18 protein-coding genes are annotated in these 20,213 nt (G+C 61.5%); 7 read left to right on the forward strand and 11 right to left on the reverse strand.

Annotation, left to right across the window (positions count from 1 at the left end; translation table 11 throughout):
• The coding region (locus V3H18_RS08765) for a TonB-dependent siderophore receptor (RefSeq protein ID WP_332081645.1) at positions 1–2,249 on the forward strand (2,249 nt) is incomplete at its 5' end.
• A 12-nt stretch (positions 2,250–2,261) separates the two neighbouring features.
• Here V3H18_RS08765 and V3H18_RS08770 read toward each other — a convergent pair.
• Together V3H18_RS08770 and V3H18_RS08775 are read right to left on the reverse strand one after the other, a co-directional pair.
• Entirely contained in the window at positions 2,262–2,450 is a 189-nt protein-coding gene (locus V3H18_RS08770; RefSeq protein ID WP_332081646.1) for a hypothetical protein, read from the reverse strand.
• Between the two features lie 83 nt (positions 2,451–2,533).
• Positions 2,534–3,046 carry an RNA polymerase sigma factor gene (locus V3H18_RS08775; protein WP_332081647.1) on the reverse strand — a complete coding sequence of 171 codons (513 nt, stop codon included), beginning with the start codon at positions 3,044–3,046 and terminating at the stop codon, positions 2,534–2,536.
• Between the two features lie 821 nt (positions 3,047–3,867).
• Here V3H18_RS08775 and V3H18_RS08780 point away from each other — a divergent pair.
• The 3 genes from V3H18_RS08780 to V3H18_RS08790 all read left to right on the forward strand — a co-directional run bounded on the left by V3H18_RS08780 (position 3,868) and on the right by V3H18_RS08790 (position 5,831).
• Positions 3,868–4,680, forward strand: coding sequence for a hypothetical protein (locus V3H18_RS08780; RefSeq protein WP_332081648.1), 813 nt, complete (start codon positions 3,868–3,870; stop codon positions 4,678–4,680).
• A 49-nt stretch (positions 4,681–4,729) separates the two neighbouring features.
• Entirely contained in the window at positions 4,730–5,284 is a 555-nt protein-coding gene (locus V3H18_RS08785) for a gamma-glutamylcyclotransferase family protein (protein ID WP_332081649.1), read from the forward strand.
• Positions 5,285–5,405: 121 nt separating this feature from the next.
• A complete protein-coding gene (locus V3H18_RS08790; protein WP_332081687.1) occupies positions 5,406–5,831 on the forward strand; it encodes a TOBE domain-containing protein in 426 nt (141 codons plus the stop codon).
• Here V3H18_RS08790 and V3H18_RS08795 read toward each other — a convergent pair.
• The 3 genes from V3H18_RS08795 to V3H18_RS08805 are packed head-to-tail and all read right to left on the reverse strand — an operon-like array spanning position 5,773 to position 7,647.
• The gene (locus V3H18_RS08795) at positions 5,773–6,183 is read right to left on the reverse strand and encodes a winged helix-turn-helix domain-containing protein (RefSeq protein ID WP_408631775.1); all 411 of its coding nucleotides are present in this window, start codon (positions 6,181–6,183) and stop codon (positions 5,773–5,775) included. The genes V3H18_RS08790 and V3H18_RS08795 overlap by 59 nt on opposite strands.
• On the reverse strand, positions 6,180–6,758 hold the full coding sequence (locus V3H18_RS08800; RefSeq protein ID WP_332081650.1) for a DUF2478 domain-containing protein: 579 nt from the start codon (positions 6,756–6,758) through the stop codon (positions 6,180–6,182). Before V3H18_RS08800 ends, V3H18_RS08795 begins: the two co-directional genes overlap by 4 nt.
• A gap of 16 nt (positions 6,759–6,774) precedes the next feature.
• Positions 6,775–7,647: a xanthine dehydrogenase gene (locus tag V3H18_RS08805; protein WP_332081651.1), complete on the reverse strand. Its 873-nt coding sequence runs from the start codon at positions 7,645–7,647 to the stop codon at positions 6,775–6,777.
• Positions 7,648–8,343: 696 nt separating this feature from the next.
• Between V3H18_RS08805 and fdhF the strand changes: the two genes are divergently transcribed.
• The 3 genes from fdhF (at position 8,344) to modC (ending at position 13,386) form a co-directional block, all read left to right on the forward strand.
• A complete protein-coding gene (gene fdhF, locus V3H18_RS08810; protein ID WP_332081652.1) occupies positions 8,344–11,223 on the forward strand; it encodes a formate dehydrogenase subunit alpha in 2,880 nt (959 codons plus the stop codon).
• A gap of 286 nt (positions 11,224–11,509) precedes the next feature.
• Positions 11,510–12,229: a molybdate ABC transporter permease subunit gene (modB, locus tag V3H18_RS08815; RefSeq protein ID WP_332081653.1), complete on the forward strand. Its 720-nt coding sequence runs from the start codon at positions 11,510–11,512 to the stop codon at positions 12,227–12,229.
• Positions 12,226–13,386: a molybdenum ABC transporter ATP-binding protein gene (gene modC / locus V3H18_RS08820; RefSeq protein WP_332081654.1), complete on the forward strand. Its 1,161-nt coding sequence runs from the start codon at positions 12,226–12,228 to the stop codon at positions 13,384–13,386. Before modB ends, modC begins: the two co-directional genes overlap by 4 nt.
• Before the next feature lie 75 nt (positions 13,387–13,461).
• On the opposite strand, the gene V3H18_RS08825 is transcribed toward modC, so the two are convergent.
• The 6 genes from V3H18_RS08825 to V3H18_RS08850 all read right to left on the reverse strand — a co-directional run bounded on the left by V3H18_RS08825 (position 13,462) and on the right by V3H18_RS08850 (position 20,137).
• Complete coding sequence (locus V3H18_RS08825; RefSeq protein ID WP_332081655.1) at positions 13,462–13,875, reverse strand: hypothetical protein; 414 nt, start codon at positions 13,873–13,875, stop codon at positions 13,462–13,464.
• Positions 13,876–14,029: 154 nt separating this feature from the next.
• A complete protein-coding gene (locus tag V3H18_RS08830; RefSeq protein ID WP_332081656.1) occupies positions 14,030–14,611 on the reverse strand; it encodes a hypothetical protein in 582 nt (193 codons plus the stop codon).
• A gap of 568 nt (positions 14,612–15,179) precedes the next feature.
• Positions 15,180–16,013, reverse strand: a complete 834-nt coding sequence (locus tag V3H18_RS08835; protein WP_332081657.1) for an amino acid kinase family protein — start codon at positions 16,011–16,013, stop codon at positions 15,180–15,182.
• Between the two features lie 88 nt (positions 16,014–16,101).
• Positions 16,102–16,914 carry an amino acid kinase family protein gene (locus V3H18_RS08840; RefSeq protein ID WP_332081658.1) on the reverse strand — a complete coding sequence of 271 codons (813 nt, stop codon included), beginning with the start codon at positions 16,912–16,914 and terminating at the stop codon, positions 16,102–16,104.
• Between the two features lie 651 nt (positions 16,915–17,565).
• The gene (locus V3H18_RS08845) at positions 17,566–18,441 is read right to left on the reverse strand and encodes a LysR family transcriptional regulator (protein WP_332081659.1); all 876 of its coding nucleotides are present in this window, start codon (positions 18,439–18,441) and stop codon (positions 17,566–17,568) included.
• A 187-nt stretch (positions 18,442–18,628) separates the two neighbouring features.
• On the reverse strand, positions 18,629–20,137 hold the full coding sequence (locus tag V3H18_RS08850; protein WP_332081660.1) for an efflux transporter outer membrane subunit: 1,509 nt from the start codon (positions 20,135–20,137) through the stop codon (positions 18,629–18,631).
• Positions 20,138–20,213 lie beyond the last annotated feature (76 nt).

A 20,213-nucleotide genomic window follows, 5' to 3' on the forward strand; every position in this document is an offset into this window, starting at 1 on the left:
CGCCCGGCCCCGCGACGACGCAGGCGCCTTCGCCCGGCGCGCCGGCCGTGGCTCCGGCTCGGTCTTCAGACGTCCTCACCGCGCAGACGGGCGACCGCGTCACCGGCTACAAGACGGACCGGACGACCTCGGTCAAGCTCAACAAGCCGATTCTGCAGATTCCCATCGCGGTGCAGACCGTGACGCGTCAGACGATGGACGATCAACAGACGACCAACGTCAGCCAGGCGATCATCGGCAATGTCAGCAGCGTCGCGCCGCTGCCGATGAACTGCACGCTCTTTCAGAATCTCATGATCCGCGGCTTCCAGACCGGCACGCTGTCGATGGCGCAGCTCTATCGCAACGGCGTTCTCGTGCCGAACGAGCGCTGCCCCAGCACCGCGAATCTGCAATCGATCGAGGTCGTCAAAGGGCCCGCCGCCATGCTCTATGGCCGGATCGAGCCCGGCGGCCTTGTCGACATGATCGTCAAGCGCCCCTTGGAGACGCCCTATTACTCCGTCCAGCAACAGGGCGGCTCCTTCGGCGTCGCGCGCACGACGCTCGACGCCACCGGTCCTTTGACCGAGGACAAGAGCTGGCTCTATCGCGTCAACGCCGAATATTACCATAATCCGTCCTTCATCGATTTCGCCCAGGACGACAGATGGTTCGGCTCTGCGACGCTCACCTATCATCCCACCCAGAATTTCAAGCTGAACGTCGACGCCGAATATCAGGACCTCTATTACGTCGACAATAATCCGAACATTCCCGCCATCGGCTATAATGCGGCGCCCATACCGATCAGCCGCTACCTCGGCGATCCGAGCATCACCGTCAACAATCCCGACCACGATATGCGCCGGTTCGTCGGCTATGATTGGAAATACGATCTCAACGAAGACTGGAGCGTCACCAATCGATTCGCCTATAACAATACGCGCTCGATCCAGTCGAGCATGTTCAATATTTGCGTCAATGCGCCGCCTGTTCCCAATCCCTCGCTGCCGCCGGGCGCCTGCCCCGCGAACAGCCCGTTTGGAACCTCCACTCTTTCGCTCAATTACGGGCCGGTCGCCCTCAGAACCATTACCGGCAATCTCGATCTGAACGGCAAATTCTACACGGGCCCGCTTCAACACGCGGCGCTGTTTGGAACCGATCATGTGAGCTTCGCCAATGTCGCCAATATCTATCAGGCGAACGTCGCCCAAAACATCAATGTCTTCGCGCCGATCTATACGCCCTTCGGCCTGTCGCGGTTTCTCATTCCCGCGAATGGCGCCGCAGCGATCAGAAAGCAGGAATGGCAGGGCTTTTATGCCCAGGACATGATTTCGGGCTTCGAGGATCGCGTGCATTTTCTGATCGGCGGGCGCTACGACTTCGCCTCGGCGATCAGTTCGGTCGGACAGTCGAATTCGGCCATCATCAACAATGCGCTCGATCGCGCCAATGTATTGGGCGTTACGACCAAGGATCGCTTCTTCAGCCCTCGCGTCGGCCTTGTCGTTCAGCCATGGCCCTGGCTCTCGATTTACGGCAATTACACCCAGTCTTTTGGCGTCAACAATGGCGTCACCAGATCGAACACGCCGCTCGGCTCGCAGCAGGCGATCCAATGGGAAGGCGGCATGAAGGCCGAATTCTTCGACAAGCGCCTGCTCGCCACCGTCGCCTATTTCGACATTAAGAAATATAATCTGGCGCAGAATACGCCAACCGCTCCCAATGCGCTGAGAGGCTTCGTGGTCGATCTGCTCGACGCCGAGAGCCAGGGCGTGGAGATGGACGTCACCGGGAAGGTCGACGACAATTGGAGCGTGATCGCGAATTTTTCGCATTTGAGCACGCATGTCACCAAGGGTTCGATCCTGCCCCAGAACGATCCCTTCGACATTCGCACGCAGGCCCCCGTCGTCGGCAAGCGAATGCCCGCCGTGCCCGACAACATGGGGAGCCTCTGGCTCAAATATGACGCCGATGGCGACTTCAGGGGCTTGAGCGCTGGCGGCGGCTTCACCTGGATAGGGAACTCCTGGGTCGATCCGGCCAATACCTACCTCAATCCGGCCTATACGCTGGTGCGCGCCATGGCCTCTTACCGCTTCGCGCTCGGGCCGACGCATGTCACGGCGCAAGTGAACGTCGATAACCTTCTCAATCAGAACTACTATTACGGAACGTCCAATTTTCCGGGCCGCTACGCCGGCACGGCCGGCGCGCCCCGGAATATTCTGGGTTCGCTGCGCATGGAGTTCTAGAGCGCTTCCCGATCACATGGAAATCATGTGATCGATAAGGAATCGCTCAAAATCAAAATATTGGAGCAGGTTCTCATCGAAAAAGTCGTCAACTTTTTCGGAGCCTGCTCTAATCGTCGCGATCAAGCCGCGGGCGGGGTAAAAATTCCCTGCCCCGCGGCGACCCGCGAGCAACGCGCCTCTTCCTTCCGCCATCCGCATCGCGCCGCTTCCGTTCTCGCAAGCGGCGCGTTGCGGCTGTCTTGCGTTTGCGCCTTTTGTGGAGAGGATATTAGGAGCGAGACTTACAACCTTTTATATTGCGAGCGCTTCGTTCGCTCGCGCAAATGTTCGAGCGCCTTCGCCAAGCGGCGCTCCACCGTTCGCACCGTCACGCCAAGATAGCGGGCGATCTCCGACTGGCTCATCTCATCGAGCCAGTAGCAAAGAAAGGCGTTGCGGCACGGCGGCGGCAATTCGTCGAGGAAGGCTTCCAATTGCGCCACGGCGATGCGGGATTCAATCTTGGGCGCGGGTTCGGCGACGTCGCCGGATTGCGTCTGGCCTTCGCTGGAGAGATAGCGCGCGCGCGTCATTTGCTTACGCAGCGCGTCCACCGCCGTATTGCTTGCGACGCGAAACAGATAGGCTTTTGGATGCAAGCAGTCGGTGGCGCGTCCTTCCTGAAGCAGTTTCAAGAAGGCGTCCTGCACGACATCCTCGGCCTCGTGGGAGCCGACGCGCTTTCGCGCATAGGCGCGAAGGCTGCGCGCCTGATCCCGATAAAGTTTTTCCAAAACGCTGCTGGCGGCGTTCATGACCCTCTCCATGAACTGGGCGCTCGGCCAAACATCATAAAAATGGACGTCTAGGCCTGGCTTGAGGCGACAATTTCAAAGCTGCGATAAGGCGGCGAAGCACGGTGCGACCGCTCCCTCCGTCAGAAATGGCTAGGAGGCGGGAGCGAACGTCACGCAGTCGTCGCGTCTCCGCGAGCGATCAAATCGAGATGGCGAGATCATCAGGCGCGCGGCGACGAATGGGCGTTGCGCAAAGCGCCGAGGTGCAATCACGAAAATCGATCGGCCGGGAGGACGTCAGCGTGAGTTGGGCGGGCCGCGGGGCGAGAAAGAAAGCGGCCTGCGGAATATGCTTGAATCGGCTTCGGCGAAGCGCCAAACGAGCGACGCGCTCGCAGGCGAATAAAGCAGCGTCTCCGCGCCGGTTCGAGCGAAAATGGCGCCGCTGCAGCAAGACCAACAGGTCAAGACGCAGCAGTCGCCGCGCTGCTCGCTGTGGGGAAGGCTCGTGTCCCCGGCGGAACACGCCGCGCCTGCTTCTATGCCGAAAGCGCCCGCTTGCGCATGCGGTGGGACCAGCGCCGAAATGATGAACAGCCAGCACGTCAAGGCGCCGATCACAGCGCGCGCCGATAATAATTTGAGGCAGGAGACGTGCATGGCGGGCAGTATAATCAGCGCCAGAGAAATCACAATCAAATTATGCGGATTATTAGGCGCCTCCGTTCGGCTCCCCCTTCATCGCGTCCGCAGCTTGACTTGGCGGGGCGCCGCACCACTATGGCCCGCTTCGGCCAATCTCTTGCTTGCGGGCGCCGGCTCCCCTCCGCGCGAAGGCCATGAGCGAAGAAAAGACCATTCTGATCTGCGGCATTGGGCAAACCGCCTCGGCTGTCGCGTGGCGCCTCTTCAGGGAGGATTACGCCGTCGCCCTTCAGCAGGAGACGCCGCCTGCAACGCTCCATCGACGGATGGCTTTCTCCGACGCCTGGTTCGACGGCGTCGCGAGTCTCGAAGGCGTCGAAGCCCGACGCGCGCAGACGAGCGGCGATTTCCTCCTGGGGCTTCGTTCTCGGCAATTCATTCCGATCCTCGCGCAACCGCTCGAAGAAATCGTCGGGCGATGGCCGTGGGATGTCATCATAGGGACTGAAGTGCTTGACGCGCGGGTCAAGCTGAACGATTTCGCCGAATTTTCCATCGGCCTCGGCGCAGGCTATGTCGCGGGCGAGAATTGCGACCTCGTGATCGAGACGTCCGGGCCCGATCCAGGCGCCAGCATTCGCGCCGGTTCCGCGCCCGACAGAGGCGCGGCGGCCAGCGATAAAGATCGATGCCGCGCGGTTCTTGCGCCTGACTCGGGCGTCTTTCGGCCTGCCCGCGCGATCGGCGAGATCGTCGAGCGGGGCGACATCGTCGGCGAAGTGGAAGGAGCGTCGGCGCCGGCGCCCATCCATGGACGCATCGGCGGAATGGCGCGCGCCGGCCGCGCCGTCGTTCGGGGGGAGACGATCGCCGAGATCTTCGGCGCGAGGGCGACGCCAACGACGGGCGTCGACCGTCGCAATCGCCTCATCGCCCGCGGCGTCGCCTTTGCGGTGGAGATGGAGTTCGAAGGATGGGCTCCTATTTCGTTCGACGGCCGCGGTTGACCTGCCGCCGCCGGATGATTTGAACGAGCGGCTCAGAGCGAAGGATAAAATGCGCAAAATCTGGCGCAAGCTCACCGCGCGATCCTGGCTCCTATCGCGCTGGCGCTATAAGCTCCACGGCCTCGAATTGCGCGGCCGTCCAGGCGATGCGGCGTGGTATTTCGCCTATGGCTCCAATATGCATGAGAGCGTCTTTCTGGAGCGCCGCGGCATGCGGCCCAGGGAATGGCGCGTCGGGCGCATCCGGGGCTATCGCCTGCGCTTCAACCTCGACGGCCGGCCGTTAGGGAAGGCCGCGCCCGCCAATATCTGCGTCGATCCCGATGCGGAAGTCTGGGGCGTTCTCTACAGGATCACCGGCCGCGACATGCTGCGCCTCGATGCGAGCGAAGGCGTGCCCGGCAAAAGATATAGGCCGATCTTTGTCGTCGCGGAGGACGCAGACAGCCAGCCGGTCGAAGCCGTCGCCTATTTGGCGCAAGGCAATGAAAAAGACGGCCGCCCGTCGCTGCGCTATATTTCGCTGCTGCGCGAAGGGGCGCGGTCGCGCGGCCTGCCCGAAACGTGGCTGCGACTGCTCGACAGCGTGGAGCATGCAGAGTGAGGACGGCGGCCGCCTCGGCCGCGGGGGCGAAGCGCTATAAAGTTGGCCTAAATTTCGCTTCGTCGCCGGTATGATTTCGGATCATTCAGCCGCCGCGGCGCAAAAGACCCCGCTTTTGACGATGATCGAGGCGCGGGTGCTGCGGCATGATCATGGCCACGGCCTTTCCACCCTGTATTTTGGCGACGGCGAGCTGCGGGTGCCGCTGGTGGGCGCGCCGGTCGATTCCGGCGTCGTCGTCACCATAGACGCGCGTGACGTTTCCATCGCTTTGTCGCGCCCGATGGACGTCTCCATCACCAACCGCCTGCCGGGCGCGATCGTCGATATTCTGCCGCTTGAACTTCCCTTCGCGCGCGTGACCTTCAACCTCGGCGAGACGAATCTCTTCGCGCTCGTTACTCAGGAGTCGGTCGAACGCCTGGCCCTGGAAGAAGGGCTACGGGCTTGGGCGATGATCAAGACCGTGGCGATCAGCAAGGAATGGGTTAAGGCCGCCGAACCTCCGAAGCCGCGCCGCTGGACCGTGGTTCATAATTCGGATTGAGCGACGCCGAAATCTCCTCGATGGACGATCGAGCCTGGGAGCGCGTTTTGCGCTCGATAGACGAATAGAGCGCGACAAGCCGCTCGCCAAAAGGCGTCAATTCCGCGCCGCCGCCCCGACGGCCGGGAAAAGTCGCAAATACAGGCGCTTCGAAAGTGCGATTGAGCGCATCGACGATCAGCCAGCATTTGCGATAGGAGATGCCGGTCGCCCGGCTCGCGCCGAGTATTGACCGCTCCTTGCGGATCGCGGCGATCACCAGCAAATCCTCTTGGGCCAACCGGCCGCCATTCGAGAAATGCAGGGTGATCTCGACTTCCGTCGCGCCCGTGGAGCCGTCGTCGTTCATCATTGATAGATTCGCGCCTCTCCGGCAGGAGAAGAAACCATGTCATGGCCACGCCGCATATCCCACCAAGCGTCGAGGGCCTCCACGCTGGCGTCGATGAATTCGGCAAGCGGGCCTGCGAAGCTATTCCAGTCTTCCGTCACATGTTGCGAAACCGTGGTGATCACCGGAACATCGGCGAGCATCGCGGCGCGAAAGGCGTCGCAAAGGCCGCCGCGCGCGGCCTCCAACTTGCCGAATTTGCTCAAGACGACGACGTCCGCGCCCGCTGCGACCGCCTGCTCCACGAGAGCGCAAGCTTTCGCGAGACCGCCGGGGTCGAGATTGCAAGCCTGCGAGCCGGCCCCCAGATTTTGCGAGATGGAGAAGGTTTCGCCGGAGACGATGTCTTTGACGCTCAAGCTTTTGCATGCGCCGGCGTCATTGCATCGGGATATTTCGACGACGCCCGCCACGCGCAATCCGCCGCGCGCGAGCCTTTGCGCGAAGCCGGCGAGGACATTCTGGATCGCGACGCCCGGCGCGCCTTGCAGCGCGGCGATTCGCCTTGTTGGTCGATCGAATTCAGAAACGCTCATTTGAACCTCCGCGGCGTCAGTGAAGCGTCGCTTCTTTGGACGCAAAACGTCGTCTCGCGCGCGCCATCCCCGCCTTGACGGCCTTCGCCGTCGCCGTCGCGATGGCGCGGCCGCGTTCATCGACGCCAAACCAAGTGGCGTTTCGTCCGCGCGGATCGATTTCGACAAGCTTGACATTCGCTGGCATCAACGTGCCATCGCGGGCGACGCCGCGCAAAAAGCCGTCCATCGGCGCGCTGATGGGAAGGCCGTCGAGATGGCCGAGCACATAGCCCTTGAAAATCCGCGCGCCAATGTCGAGCGGCGTTCGCCATACGCCTTTGCGCTGCGTATAGATGAAGCGCTCCCTGCCGACGCCGCCGAGATCGCGCGCCATGCCGTCAGCGACCTTGGTTCGCCCGATGTCTACCAGCTCTCCCGTGCTCATGGGGTGCGTTTCGATCGCTATGTGGCAATTGCGGTCGACAAAGAAATTCGGGCCGACGCCGACGGCGAGGCGCGCGAGTCCGCGCAAATCCGGGGTGACGCGATATTTCTGCATGCGCGCGTCGACGATCACGTCGGGTGCCCGCAGGGCGAAGAGATCCATCAGATGCAGGGGCGTGACGGCGACCCGCATCGGCCAGCTCAGGGTGGCGACAATCTCGAGCGCCGACGCCGCATGCTGGCCGATGATCCCGTCCACCGTCGCTTCATCGTCGAAAAGCGCGTCGTGAAAAGCCATGCCGCGTCGAATGACGGGAGGATAAGGATCATGACTGAGGATCACCTGAAAGCCATCCCACGCCAGCCGCGAGCCGATGGCGGAGGCGATCTCATTCGTTCCCAAAATGATCGCTAATGGCTCGTTCTGATCGCAGAGAAAATTCTGGCGCCGACGATCGCTCATGGCTGGAGGCTCCTTGTTCGGGAGGGCCAGGAGCAAGCGCCGCGCCAGCTGCGCAAAAATTCTATTTATTATTATTAATCAAAGATATGATGTTCCGCGTACGATATGGCGCGCGGCGGCGGCGGGGCGCCTCTATCTATATTGTATAATATATAGCTGTCGGCGCCTCATATATTGGCGAAAATATAACAAAGCGAACGGCCATCCCCTAGCGCGCAATGAACGGATAGCGGTCCGCTTCATCAGCGCCGGTCAACCGCCGAGGATGATGAGGAGAGCGGCGTCGGGATTGTCGCTTGCGCCCATCTCCTTCGATCGGCGCGTCGCAATAGCGCAGGTCAAAGACGCGCTGCGCGAGAATAGAATCGCGCTGGCCGACATCCTCGAAGCACAAATGGCGCAGGGCGACAGCAGCGCGCCGCAGCGGCGATTCTCCTCGTCAGCCTTTCGTTATATATTTAATTTTCATATATAAGCAAACTGCTGTTTAACATGGCATATAGAATGAAATTCTGGCATGATTGTTTGTAGTCAAAAAAGATAACTTTCCGATATTTTCATAATGCTAAAAGCAAATAGCGCTACGGGAGCAGCATATTGATGCATCGTCGCCTTTCTGACATTGGCTTTGTCGTCTTCTGATCTTTGAGAGGCGCGTTCGCTCAGCTTCCGGCGCCTTGGGGAAGGATTGCGATCATGTCGCTCATCAAGGAAGTCGATTACGGCACGCCGGCGCCCAAATCCGAAAAACTGGTGACGCTGACGATCGACGGGAAGCATGTGAGCGTTCCCGCGGGCGCGTCGATCATGCGGGCGGCGATGGCGATCGGCGTCGAAATTCCCAAACTCTGCGCCACGGACAGCCTCAAATCCTTCGGCTCCTGCCGGCTGTGCCTCGTCGAGATCGAAGGCCGCAATGGTCTGCCCGCCTCCTGCACGACGCCGGTCGCCGAAGGCATTTCGGTAAAAACCTTCACGCCGCGCCTCGACGCCATCCGCCGCGGCGTCATCGAGCTTTATATTTCCGATCACCCGCTCGACTGTCTCACTTGCGCCTCGAATGGCGACTGCGAACTGCAGTCGATGGCGGGCGCCGTCGGCCTGCGGAAGGTGCGCTATGGCTATGACGGCAAGAACCATGTCTCCGCGCGCAATCACGGCCGTCCCAACGAGCAGTGGAAGCCGAAGGACCAGTCGAACCCCTATTTTACTTACGATCCCTCGAAATGCATCATCTGCAATCGCTGCGTGCGCGCCTGCGAGGAAGTGCAGGGAACATTCGCGCTGACCATCGAAGGCAGGGGCTTCGACAGCCGAGTCTCGCCCGGCATGAGCGAAGCCTTCATGGAATCGGAATGCGTTTCCTGCGGCGCCTGCGTCAAATCCTGCCCGACGGCGACTCTCGTCGAGAACTCCGTCATCGCCATCGGACAGCCGGAGCATTCCGCCGTGACGACCTGCGCCTATTGCGGCGTCGGTTGCGCTTTGAAGGCGGAGATGCGCGGCGAGGAAGTCGTGCGCATGGTCCCCTGGAAGGACGGCAAGGCGAATCACGGCCATAGCTGCATCAAGGGGCGCTTCGCCTATGGCTATGCGCTGCACCGCGACCGCATTCTCTCGCCGATGATTCGGCAAAAGATCACGGACCCCTGGCGTGAGGTGAGCTGGGAAGAGGCGATCTCCTACGCCGCCTCGGAGTTCAAGCGCATTCAGGCGAAATACGGGCGCCTCGCCGTCGGCGGCATCACGTCCTCGCGCTGCACCTGCGAGGAAACCTTCCTGATGCAGAAGATCATCCGCAGCGGTTTCGGCAATAATAATGTCGACACATGCGCGCGCGTCTGCCACTCGCCGACAGGCTATGGGCTGAGCCAGGCGTTCGGCACGTCGGCCGGCACGCAGGATTTCGATTCCGTCGAGGAGGCCGACGTCGTTCTCGTCATCGGCTGCAATCCGACCGATGCGCATCCCGTCGTCGGATCGCAGATCAAGCGCCGGCTCCGCCAGGGCGCGAAGCTCATCGTCATCGATCCGCGCCGCACGGAAATGGTGCGCACGCCGCATGTCGAGGCCGCGTATCATCTGGCGCTGAAGCCCGGAACGAATGTGGCGATGGTCACGGCGCTCGCGCATGTCGTCGTCACCGAAGGCCTCGTCGACGAGGAGTTCGTCCGCGCGCGCTGCGATTGGGACGAATATCAGGACTGGGCGGCTTTCGTCGCCGACGAGCGCAACAGCCCCGAGGCGGTCGAGAAACATACGGGCGTTCCCGCCGCTCTTGTGCGCGGCGCGGCGCGGCTTTACGCGACGGGCGGAAACGCCACGATCTATTACGGCCTTGGCGTCACCGAGCACAGTCAGGGATCGACCACCGTCATGGCGATCGCCAATCTCGCCATGGCGACGGGCAACCTCGGCCGTCGCGGCGTCGGCGTCAATCCGCTGCGCGGGCAGAACAATGTGCAGGGCTCATGCGATATGGGCTCCTTCCCGCATGAATATCCCGGCTACCGCCATGTCTCGAACGACGACACGCGCCTTTTATTCGAAAAGGCGTGGGGCGTCGCGCTCGATCCGGAGCCCGGCCTGCGCATCCCCAATATGTTCGACGCCGCCATCGACGGCGTGTTCAAGGGGCTTTACGTGCAGGGCGAGGACATTCTGCAGTCCGACCCCGACATCAAGCATGTGTCGGCCGGTCTTGGCGCCATGGAATGCGTGATCGTGCAGGACCTCTTTCTTAACGAGACGGCGAATTACGCCCATGTCTTTCTTCCCGGCGCGAGCTTTCTCGAAAAGGACGGCGTATTCATCAACGCCGAGCGTCGCGTGCAGCGCGTGCGCCGCGTGATGAGGCCGAAAGCGGGCTATGCGGATTGGGAAGCGACGCAGCTCTTCGCCAATGCGCTGGGGTGCGGCTGGACCTATCGTCATCCCAGCGAAATTTGGGACGAGATCGCGCGGCTGACGCCGCCTTTCGCCGGCATTTCATATGAACGGCTGGCGGAAGTCGGGTCGGTGCAATGGCCTTGCAACGACGGGGCGCCGGAAGGCATGCCGATCATGCATATCGACGGCTTCGCGCGCGGCAAGGGCAAATTCGTCATCACCGAATATGTGCCGACCGACGAACGGACGGGGCCGCGCTTTCCGCTGCTGCTCACCACGGGACGCATCCTCTCGCAATATAATGTCGGCGCGCAGACGCGCCGCACGGCGAACAGCCATTGGCATCCAGAGGATGTGCTGGAGATTCATCCCCATGACGCCGAACAGCGCGGCGTGCGCGACGGCGATTGGGTGCGCGTGCAAAGCCGCGCCGGCGAAACGACGCTTCACGCCAAGATCACCGATCGCGTGGCGCCGGGCGTCGTCTACACGACGTTCCATCATCCTCTGTGCCAGACGAATGTCGTCACGACCGATAGTTCGGATTGGGCGACCAACTGCCCCGAATATAAGGTGACGGCCGTGCAGGTTTCGCCTTCGAACGGCCCGACGGAATGGCAGGAGCGCTATCGCGAAATGGCTGAGAACAGTCGGCGCGTCGAAGCCGAGGGCCTCGCGGCGAAATAGCTCGCGGCGTATCGAGCGGCGCGCAAACGCCCGGCGACAGGCTTAGAGCTCCTATGGTCGCTGCCTATTCATCGGTTGGCGTCGCGCGGCGCGCTCGATCCGGCTCAATCTGGGCTGGCCAAAACACCTATATTCAGCCACTATATAGCGCAAATAATGAGGTTCCCTGGCCATTAAGAGCGCCGCCCGACCGGGGCGAGGAGATCTTCCCGCATCCCGCGGATCGCGGATCCACGCTTCTCTCAACCCCCCTCCCAAGCCACGCCGTTCCGAACAGGAGATTCCAGTGCTTGATCTTTGGCCTTCCGCGCTGGTCGAATTGACGCCAGACGAATGGACAGCGATCTGGCTCTCGCTGAAAATCGCGACCGTCGCCACATTGGCGAGTCTGCCTCTTGGGATTTTCGCCGCCTATCTGCTTGCCCGCTCGCAATTTCCCGGCAAGACGCTCGTCAATGGCCTTGTCCATCTTCCGCTCGTCCTGCCGCCCGTCGTCACCGGCTTCGTGTTGCTGCTCCTCCTTGGCCGGAAGGGATTGATCGGCGCTTATCTTGCCGAGATCGGCATTGTGTTCTCGTTCCGCTGGACCGGCGCGGCGGTCGCCTGCGCGGTCATGGGATTCCCGCTCATGGTTCGCGCCATGCGGCTCTCTTTCGAATCGATCGACCGGAGGCTGGAGCTCGCCTCCGAAACCTTAGGCGCCAACCGGCTCTGGACCTTCTTCATGGTGACGCTGCCGCTCTCCACGCCGGGCGTCATCGTTGGTTCGATTATGGCGTTTGCGAAGGCGCTTGGCGAGTTTGGCGCCACCATCACCTTTGTCTCGAACATACCTGGGGAGACCCGGACGATCTCCGCGGCGATATACAGCTATACGCAGGTTCCTGGCGGAGACGAAAACGCGCTGCGCCTCACTCTCGTATCCGTCTTTATCGCGCTCTTTGCGCTCGTCGCTTCCGAAATCATTCAATGGCGCGCGGAGAAGCGTCTCGGGAGCGTCGAATGATCGAGGTCGACGTCAAACTTAAGATCGGCGCCTTTTCGCTTGACATCGCCTTCAGCAATAAGGCGAACGTCACTGCCCTCTTCGGCCGGTCGGGCTCGGGAAAATCGGTGACGCTGAATATTATCGCCGGCTTGATGAAGCCGGACTCGGGCTATGTCCGGCTCGATGGCGAGCCGCTGGTCGACGTCGAGGCGGGCGTGTTCGTTCCCGTGTCGCGCCGGCGGATCGGGCTTGTGTTTCAGGAGTCGAATCTCTTTCCGCATCTGACCGTGAAGCAAAATCTTCTCTATGGCCGCTGGTTCGCGCCGCGCGGCGCGCGCCGCATCGATTTCGACGCGGTCGTCGAAACGCTCGGCATCGGCCAGTTGCTGTCGCGTCCGCCGGCGCGCCTGTCTGGCGGCGAGAAACAGCGCGTCGCCATCGGAAGGGCGCTGCTTTCCTGTCCCAGGCTGCTGCTGTTCGACGAGCCTCTGGCGTCGCTCGATATGGAGCGCAAGCTCGAGATCATGCCGCTGATCGAGCGCATCCGCGACGAATTCAAAGTTCCGATCGTATATGTGTCCCACGCGGTCGAGGAAGTGGTGCGGCTCGCGCCCTGCGTCGTGATCATCGAGTCGGGGCGCGTGAAATTCATCGGCGATCCGGCGATCGTCTTAAGCCGCTTGGAAAGCGCCCCCGCCGAAGATCGCTTCGAACTTTCCTCGGTTCTCACCGCGCGCGTGGACCGCGAGTCGAATGGGTATGGGCTGACCGCCTTGAAACATCCGGCCGGGACGATCTGGCTCGCAGGACCCGCCGGCCCGGTCGGCAATGAGGTGCGCGTCGTCGTGAAGGCGACGGATGTCGTCCTGTCCCTCGCGCGGCCCGAGGAGATCAGCTCCCGCAGCCTGTTGTCGGGCACAGTCGCAAATATCAAGCTTGATGGACCGCTTGCGACGGTGGAGATCGAACTTTCCGAGAATAATTACCTGCTGTCGATGATCACCAAGGGCGCCCTGGAGGAACTCTCTTTGAAGCCCGGCTCGCCTGTCTATGCGCTGTTCAAATCCGCGGCGCTGGACGAACGATCCCTGGGCGTCAGGAAGGTCGAGGAAATGACCGCGCCTCCCGCCAAAGCCGACGCCGGCGCGGCGCAGGCGGCGTTCAAGGACGCTTGAGTCAATCGGCCGCTTCGCGACCCCGGCGTTAGATTGGTTCGCGCCGCGACGCCGGCGCGAACCGCTCGGCGCGGCTCAATTCTGCGCATCGACGATGCGATAGGCTGCGTGGCAGCCAACGCAATTACGCATGACGTCGCCGAGACGCGCGAACGAACGGTTTCTGTCTTCGCCATTGGCGACGCCCTGCGCGAGGGCGTCGAAGCCCGCCCGCATCGGCCGTCCAAATTGCCGCCATTGCTCGGGGAGCTTTTCGGACAATGTCGCCGGCATGATGTTTTCGGCTTGAAAGCGCCGAGCGCCTCTCGCGGCCGCCGCTTCGGCGGCGGCCGCGGCGTCGCCCAAGGCGAGCGCCGTGACGATCCGCTCCACGCTCTCTACAAAGAGCCGCATCTGGCCAAGGACGAAGGCTTTCTCGGTGGCCGTCAATGCGACAGGCGAGCGCGTTTCAATCTCTTCGCCGATGGCCTGCGTCATCGCGATCGACATGCTTAGGCAAACCGCCATCACTCTCACTGAGCGCCGCATAGCTATCCTCATTCTTGAAGGCCGCGCGGTTCCCGCCACGCCCGCTCTTCACGTCTCGACATATGTCTTCGGGCGACGCCATCGGCGGTCGTCGCGAAGCCATGGCGGTTCAAGATCAACCGTTGATGATCGCCCTTCTTGAATTGTTGACGAGCGCGCCGGTCGACGCCACGCTATGAAGTCGCGGCGCGTGTTCAATGGCGTCCTCCAGAATGGCGTCGGGGATGAGCGGAAACGTCTCCGCCGCATATCGCTCCGCGAATGACGGCGCCATCTCGGGACAGAGGAATATGTTGTCCGCGCCGCGCGCGCCCGGCGCGATCATGGTGACGTCCCCGCCGAGCAGGAGCGAATTCTCGGTGATCAGGAAAGCGATGCGCGGCGGCAGTTTCACGCAACCTGTGGTGCGGAAGAACATAAAGAACGGCTCGTCGTCGCCTTCCCTGCGCCTGTCGACGGCGCCGGCGCCAGCGGGCCGCCGGCCTCGCTCTCCGTGCGTTGCAAGAGTTCGAATCTCATTTGCGATGGACGTCGCCGACTTGACGACGATCGCGACGATTTTGCTCTGTTCGAGCGCAATGAGGGGAATAGCGCCGCTGTCGATCTCGAACCACCGCAGGATTTGCGCTGCGCGCGTCGTGGGCGGATGCGGCCACAAATCTTGCCTGACGGTTCCGCTTTCGTCGCCGGGAAACATGCTGACGCCCGCGCATGCGAGCCCAACGGCAAGATCTCGGTTGTGGACCCGTCGCCACGAGGATGGCCTGGCGTTACGCAATTCATTCTTCCTTTTGGAAAACGCCGCATCGAGGCGCGCGCCTCAATCGCGCAGCCTTTGCGTTTGGAGCGTTTAGAAGATCGAGGCGAGGGTCGATCCGCGAGCGCTCGTCGGCGATCCGCCCGAATTCGCTCCGCGCCGCATAGGCGGAGCGAGTGTCCATCTCGGAATTCTCAGGGGCGCAGAAGAGGCCAAGCCGCGAGGCCTTGCTCAATATCGCCCCTCATTGTTGAACCGCGCGCTGGCGAATCCAACCAGCGGGCGAATCGCCTCCAAGGTCGCCGCATCGCTCCCTCCTGACCACGGCCGAGCGGCCAACGGGCTCGCATTCGCCCGTTGCGCATAGACCCTCAAGCTATATCGCTAAAAGAATAGCTGTGGGTCGGGTCGGCTGAAAGGCCAAATTTGAGGCAAGCCCCTCGCATTCCGCCTCCGTGCTCGCCACAGCCGCGGTTCGGCCTTCTAAGGGGCAGGCGAGGAAGCGCACTCAGGCCGGGCGCGCGCCGGTGTGGATGATCGTCCCGACATGCTCGCCGCGCAGCGCGGCGGTGATCCGACCCGGCGCCAAACCGTTTACGACCTGCACGTGCTCGAGCTGGCGTGCATTTGCCATGACCTCGACGAGCGCATGGTCGAACGGCAGCGAGCCCTTGAGCTTTGCGAGGTCGGCGGCGCTTGTCTCGCGGAGCAACTGCGCCTTCTCACCGCCGGGGGCCTTGGGATCGGCGGTATATACTCCATCGACGTCCTCGACGATCGTAAGGCCGGCCGCTCCAAGCGCGTCGGCGAGCAGAAACGCGCCCGTGTCAGCCCGGTGAGTCGGGATGCGTGAGGTCGGGAACTCGTGGTGGTGATAGGGAGGAAAGGCGCTCCCCACGACCGCGCGAGCGGAAGTGAGGTGGATCGCGAGCTGGTTCGCGACGGTGGGATGCTCGACGTAGGAGACGCCCTCAGGCGCGAGCAGTGACGCGAGGATGTGGCCGTTCTGGCCAGCCTCGCTCGCGGCGAGCGGGGCGAGCGACCCGACCGGCAGGCCGAGGTCAAGGCCGACGCTGTAGATGTGGCGGGCGCGGATGCCGGCGCCGGTCAATATGAGCAGACGGTGCTCGGGCAAGAGCCTCCGAAGCTCGTCCACGACGGGCAAGATCGCCTCCGCGCCGCGATCCATAATGGAGCGCCCGCCGATCTTCACGACCTGAAGCCAGGGGAGGAGACGGACCGGGCGCTTGCCGGCGATGGGGCTGGTGAGTGCGCCGTCGAGAAGGGTCTGACGCGCGAGCGGCGAGGCGACGTGTTTGATGCTGGTGGTGTGTTCGGCCATGATGGCGGCTCTCTAAAACGAGTTCGTTCAAGCTTCTTTATTGCCCATCATTTTAGTCCCAAAAGTCTGCAACTTTTGGGAATGATGACTAGCTCGCGGTGATAATGGTGCCGATGTGCTCGCCTGCGAGCGCGCGGGTCAAATTGCCAGGGACGAGGCCGTTCACGACCTGCACTTCGCGGACATGGCGCGCCGTCTTGAGCAGATCGAGCATCGGGAACTCGAGGATTGAATCATGCAGGCCCTGCGCCTTCATCTCGTCAACCGAGATCTTCGGGATGAAGGTGGCGTCCTTCGAGGTTTTTGGATTGGCGGTGTAAAGACCCTTTTCGTCCTTCACGAAGATCATCGCCTTGCAGCCGAACTGCTCGGCGAGGAGGAAGCATCCGGCGTCGGTGCGGTAGGGCGGAATGACGCCGTCAGGGGCGGCGCGCATCCAGAGGCCGTAGGGCGGCATGCCGCTGAAGATGACGGCGTTCACCTCAGCGAGGTAGAGCGGCACCGCCGAGAGTCCGGCGCCGTCGACAGCGGAAATGCCGTATTTCGCGAGAAGCTGTCCCAGGATCACGGCGTTCTGATTGGCGACCGAGGCGCCAAGCTGCGAGAGCACGCCCGCGGGCAGGTTAAGCCCCGCCGCGATCGAGTAGAGATGCCTTGCCCTTGTGCCGGCGCCGGTGCCGATCAGCAGCTTGTGGGCCTTGCGGACGGCGACGATCTCGTCCACGAGCGGATAGAGGGCCGCGCGGCCGCGGTCAATGATGCTTTGCCCGCCGATCTTGATCACCGTCGCGTCCGGCAGAATCCGGAAATCCTCCGCCGCCTCCGCCGCCGCAAGAAGCTGCGCGTCGTTCAGCGATCGCTGCATGAGCAGCGCATCGAGCCCTGCTGTCGTATCGGCCATGGCAATGCCTTTCATCGTCTCAGTTATTGTTTTTCGTTCAAGCAAAGGGATATGTATTCTCCAATTCCACCACAATATCTGAAATTCATGCATTTTTTACACGACGCGGGGGAAGCGTCGCGCATTGCCCCCTGCCTGGGGAAGAACGACAGAAAATGCAAAAATTCAGCAGTTTTTGTTCCCGCGCATTGCTCGAGACGAAGGCTCAAAGCGGAAAGCCCCCTGGCCCCGCGCCGTTCCCGCAGTACATATGAACCGTTTGAATCGTCATTAAACGGCGCGCGAGGCTGGCGAAAGGGAGCGCTATGAGCGACGCTGTTTTTCTTTCCGCGTCGGTCGTCCCCGAGAATCGTTACACGGACGCCCCCGCAACACTGACTGGACGGTCGATCAGAATTGGTCGTCTTACTCGAGGGACGAGCATGATCGATGGGACCGGCTATTCGGGCGGCAGAAGCAGCTGCTGGTTGGCCGCGCCTGCGACGAGGCGATCGAGGCGATCACGAAGCTCGAACTGTCGTGCGCCGGCATTCCCGATTTCGGCGATCTGTCGAGAAGATTGTCGGCGATCACGGGCTGGAGCGTCGCGCCTTACGGCGAAGGCGGCCACAAAGCGCTGACGCGCCGGCAGTTGCACAATCTGGCGCGGGTCTATTTTTCCATTTTGATCTCTTGCAACAAAGGATTCGGGAACTGCCTACGCCTCGTGATCGCGTAGAAAGCCTCTTTGATTTGGGGCAGCCGACTATGTTCGACGAGCGCGCCGCTCTTCAGCTCTTCAATCACGACGACCGGCGGCGCCAGCACAACGCAAGCGCCCTCGCGCGCGATGAGGCGCAACATCGCCATGTCGTCGACTTCCGCGACGATGATGGGGCGGACGCCAGCGGCGTCGAGAAGCTTATCGAAGGCGGTGCGAACGCCGCTCCCTCTTCCTGGCAATGCGACAGGGATCTTTTTGAGGTCCTGCGGAAAGCGTAGCGGCGTCTTCCTGAGGCCCGGCGCGCCAACGAGACTGACGGACTGCTCGGCGACGAGCGCATTTTGCCAATCGGCGTCCTGATCAAGCATCGCGGGTTGGTTTGCGAGCACAAGGTCCAGGGAATGATCTCCCAGCCGGGCGAGCAAATCGGTGAAAGCGCCGGAGCGCACGACGAGCTCGACGTCGCGGCGTTTGATCAGCGGCCGTAGAAGTTCGATCTGAAAATTGCGAGAGAGAGTCGTGACGGCCCCCACCCGCAGCGTCTGCCGCATTGACGATCCCAGTCCCTGGAGCGTGCTGAGCAATTCGTCGCCAGACTTGAACACCGCGTTTGCATAACCGAGCGCGATCCGACCTGCTTCAGTAAGCCGCAGCCCGCGTCCGTGTCGCTCAAACAGAGCCTGCCCAAGATGATCCTCGAGGGTTTTGAGTTGAATGGACAACGACGACGGCGACACGTTGAGCCTGCGCGCAGCGCGGGTGAGCCCCCCCTCGTTGGCGATCGCCCAGAAATAGCGCAAGTGGTGATAGTTCAAATAGGCCATTGGGAATTCTGTTTTATAAAATAGAAAATCGCAATATTCGATCCTTTAGAAAAGTTAAGTCCCTGCTTTTCGGCCTACCGCATTTCGCAGGCGATGAGCGGTCCAATCGTTAACGTTCGCTTACACGTCATGACGCCAGCGTCTGCCGCTATTTATTTTCGCGCTGTCCGCTTTACAAATACAGTGTTCACAGCCCGCGACCCGCCTTCGTCAGGTCATTGTTCAAATTGTTGTTTTCTGCGGGAACATCGATGCCCCCAACAGGCTGGGGCTTTATAAGTTTCTCATATTGAAGCGCGTCAAAGGGTTGGATATCGTCGTCGCTTGGCAATTTGCCGCGATCCCAACCTCCGCCAAGCGACCTTATGAGATCGACGCGCGACTTCAAAACGCGCGTCTTCGTTTGCGCCGCGTCTATCCGCGCGGTCAATGTCGCGACCTGCGCATAGATGAGATCGAGGCTTGAATTCAGTCCGCCTTTGTAGAGGTCCATCGTAAGATTTTGCGTCTGCAAGGCGGCGGCGACCGCAGCCTCCAATTTTTGGGCGGAGGCGCTCAGTCGATTTGTGAGGCTTAAACCGTCTTCGACCTCTCTGAATGAATTAAGAACAATCGAGCGGTATTTGTCCTCCGTCTCACGATACACGGACCATGAGCGTTGAAGCTGAGCGCGACGCAAGCCGCCATCGAAGATCGGCATCGAGACGCTGGAGCCGTAAGACCAAAAGCTGTTGGCAAGCTTTACGAGATTGATCCCTCGATCTTCGAAACCGCCGTCGAGCTTGAATTCGACTTTTGGAAAAAAAGCCGCCCGCGCAACGCCAATTTCACGGTTCGCTTGCGCCATCTCGCGCTCGGCCGCCGCTATGTCGGGTCGTCGTTCAAGCAGCGTCGAGGGCAGCCTTTGCGGGATCTTTAGCGGCGTAATTACGAGATTTCGCGCGGCAGAAATCTTGAAGCCGGCTGGAGACGTGTTCACCAGGATCGCGATCGCGTGCTCGGCGACCTCTCGCTGTCCCTGAACTTCGAGCTCCTTCGCCTCGGTGCCGTAGAGCAACGCCTTTGCACGCGCGACGTCGAGTTCAGAGGCGATTTTTCCCAAATAGCGCTGATTGACGATATCAAGCGACTGCTTGTAGTAGGCGATCGACTGTTGGTAGATGCTTTCCTGTGCGTCGTAACCACGCAGGGCGAAATAGTCCGAGGCGATTTCCGCCTGCAAACTCAACTGCGCCAGCGCATATTCCGCCGCCTTCTGCTGTGCGAGATAAGTCTTGGCGCGCGTCTCGTTCCGTAAAGCGTACCATAAATCCGGCTCCCAGGAAGCGATTCCGGAGTCCGATACGGATGTGTCATAGATCGGGTTGAGAGGGCCTCGGAACAGCGCATTTTCGGATTGCTTGTTGTCCGAAGCGCCCAAACCGACATTGACCTGCGGCAGCATATGGGATCTTGACTTCATCATCAGGTCACGCGCCTGGACGAAACGCTCAGCCGCAGCCTGCAGATCCGCGTTCGCCGACATCGCCTGGTCTTCGATCCTGTTCAGAACCGGATCGTGAAAGAGTCGCCACCATTCGGAACGTATCTCCGCATCCGAAGGCCTCGCCTCGACAAAGGGGCTGGACCCACGCCAGGAACCGGGGACGACAAATTGCGGCGGGTCATAAGCGGGCGCGAGATCCACACCGGGCATGGCGTTACAACTCGCAAGAATGAGCGCAATTAGCGACGGCGCGCATCGACGAGCGGCTTTGGTCGGCTTAAAACGC

Origin of the sequence: Methylocystis borbori (assembly GCF_036576025.1) — a bacterium.
Lineage (GTDB): Bacteria > Pseudomonadota > Alphaproteobacteria > Rhizobiales > Beijerinckiaceae > Methylocystis > Methylocystis borbori.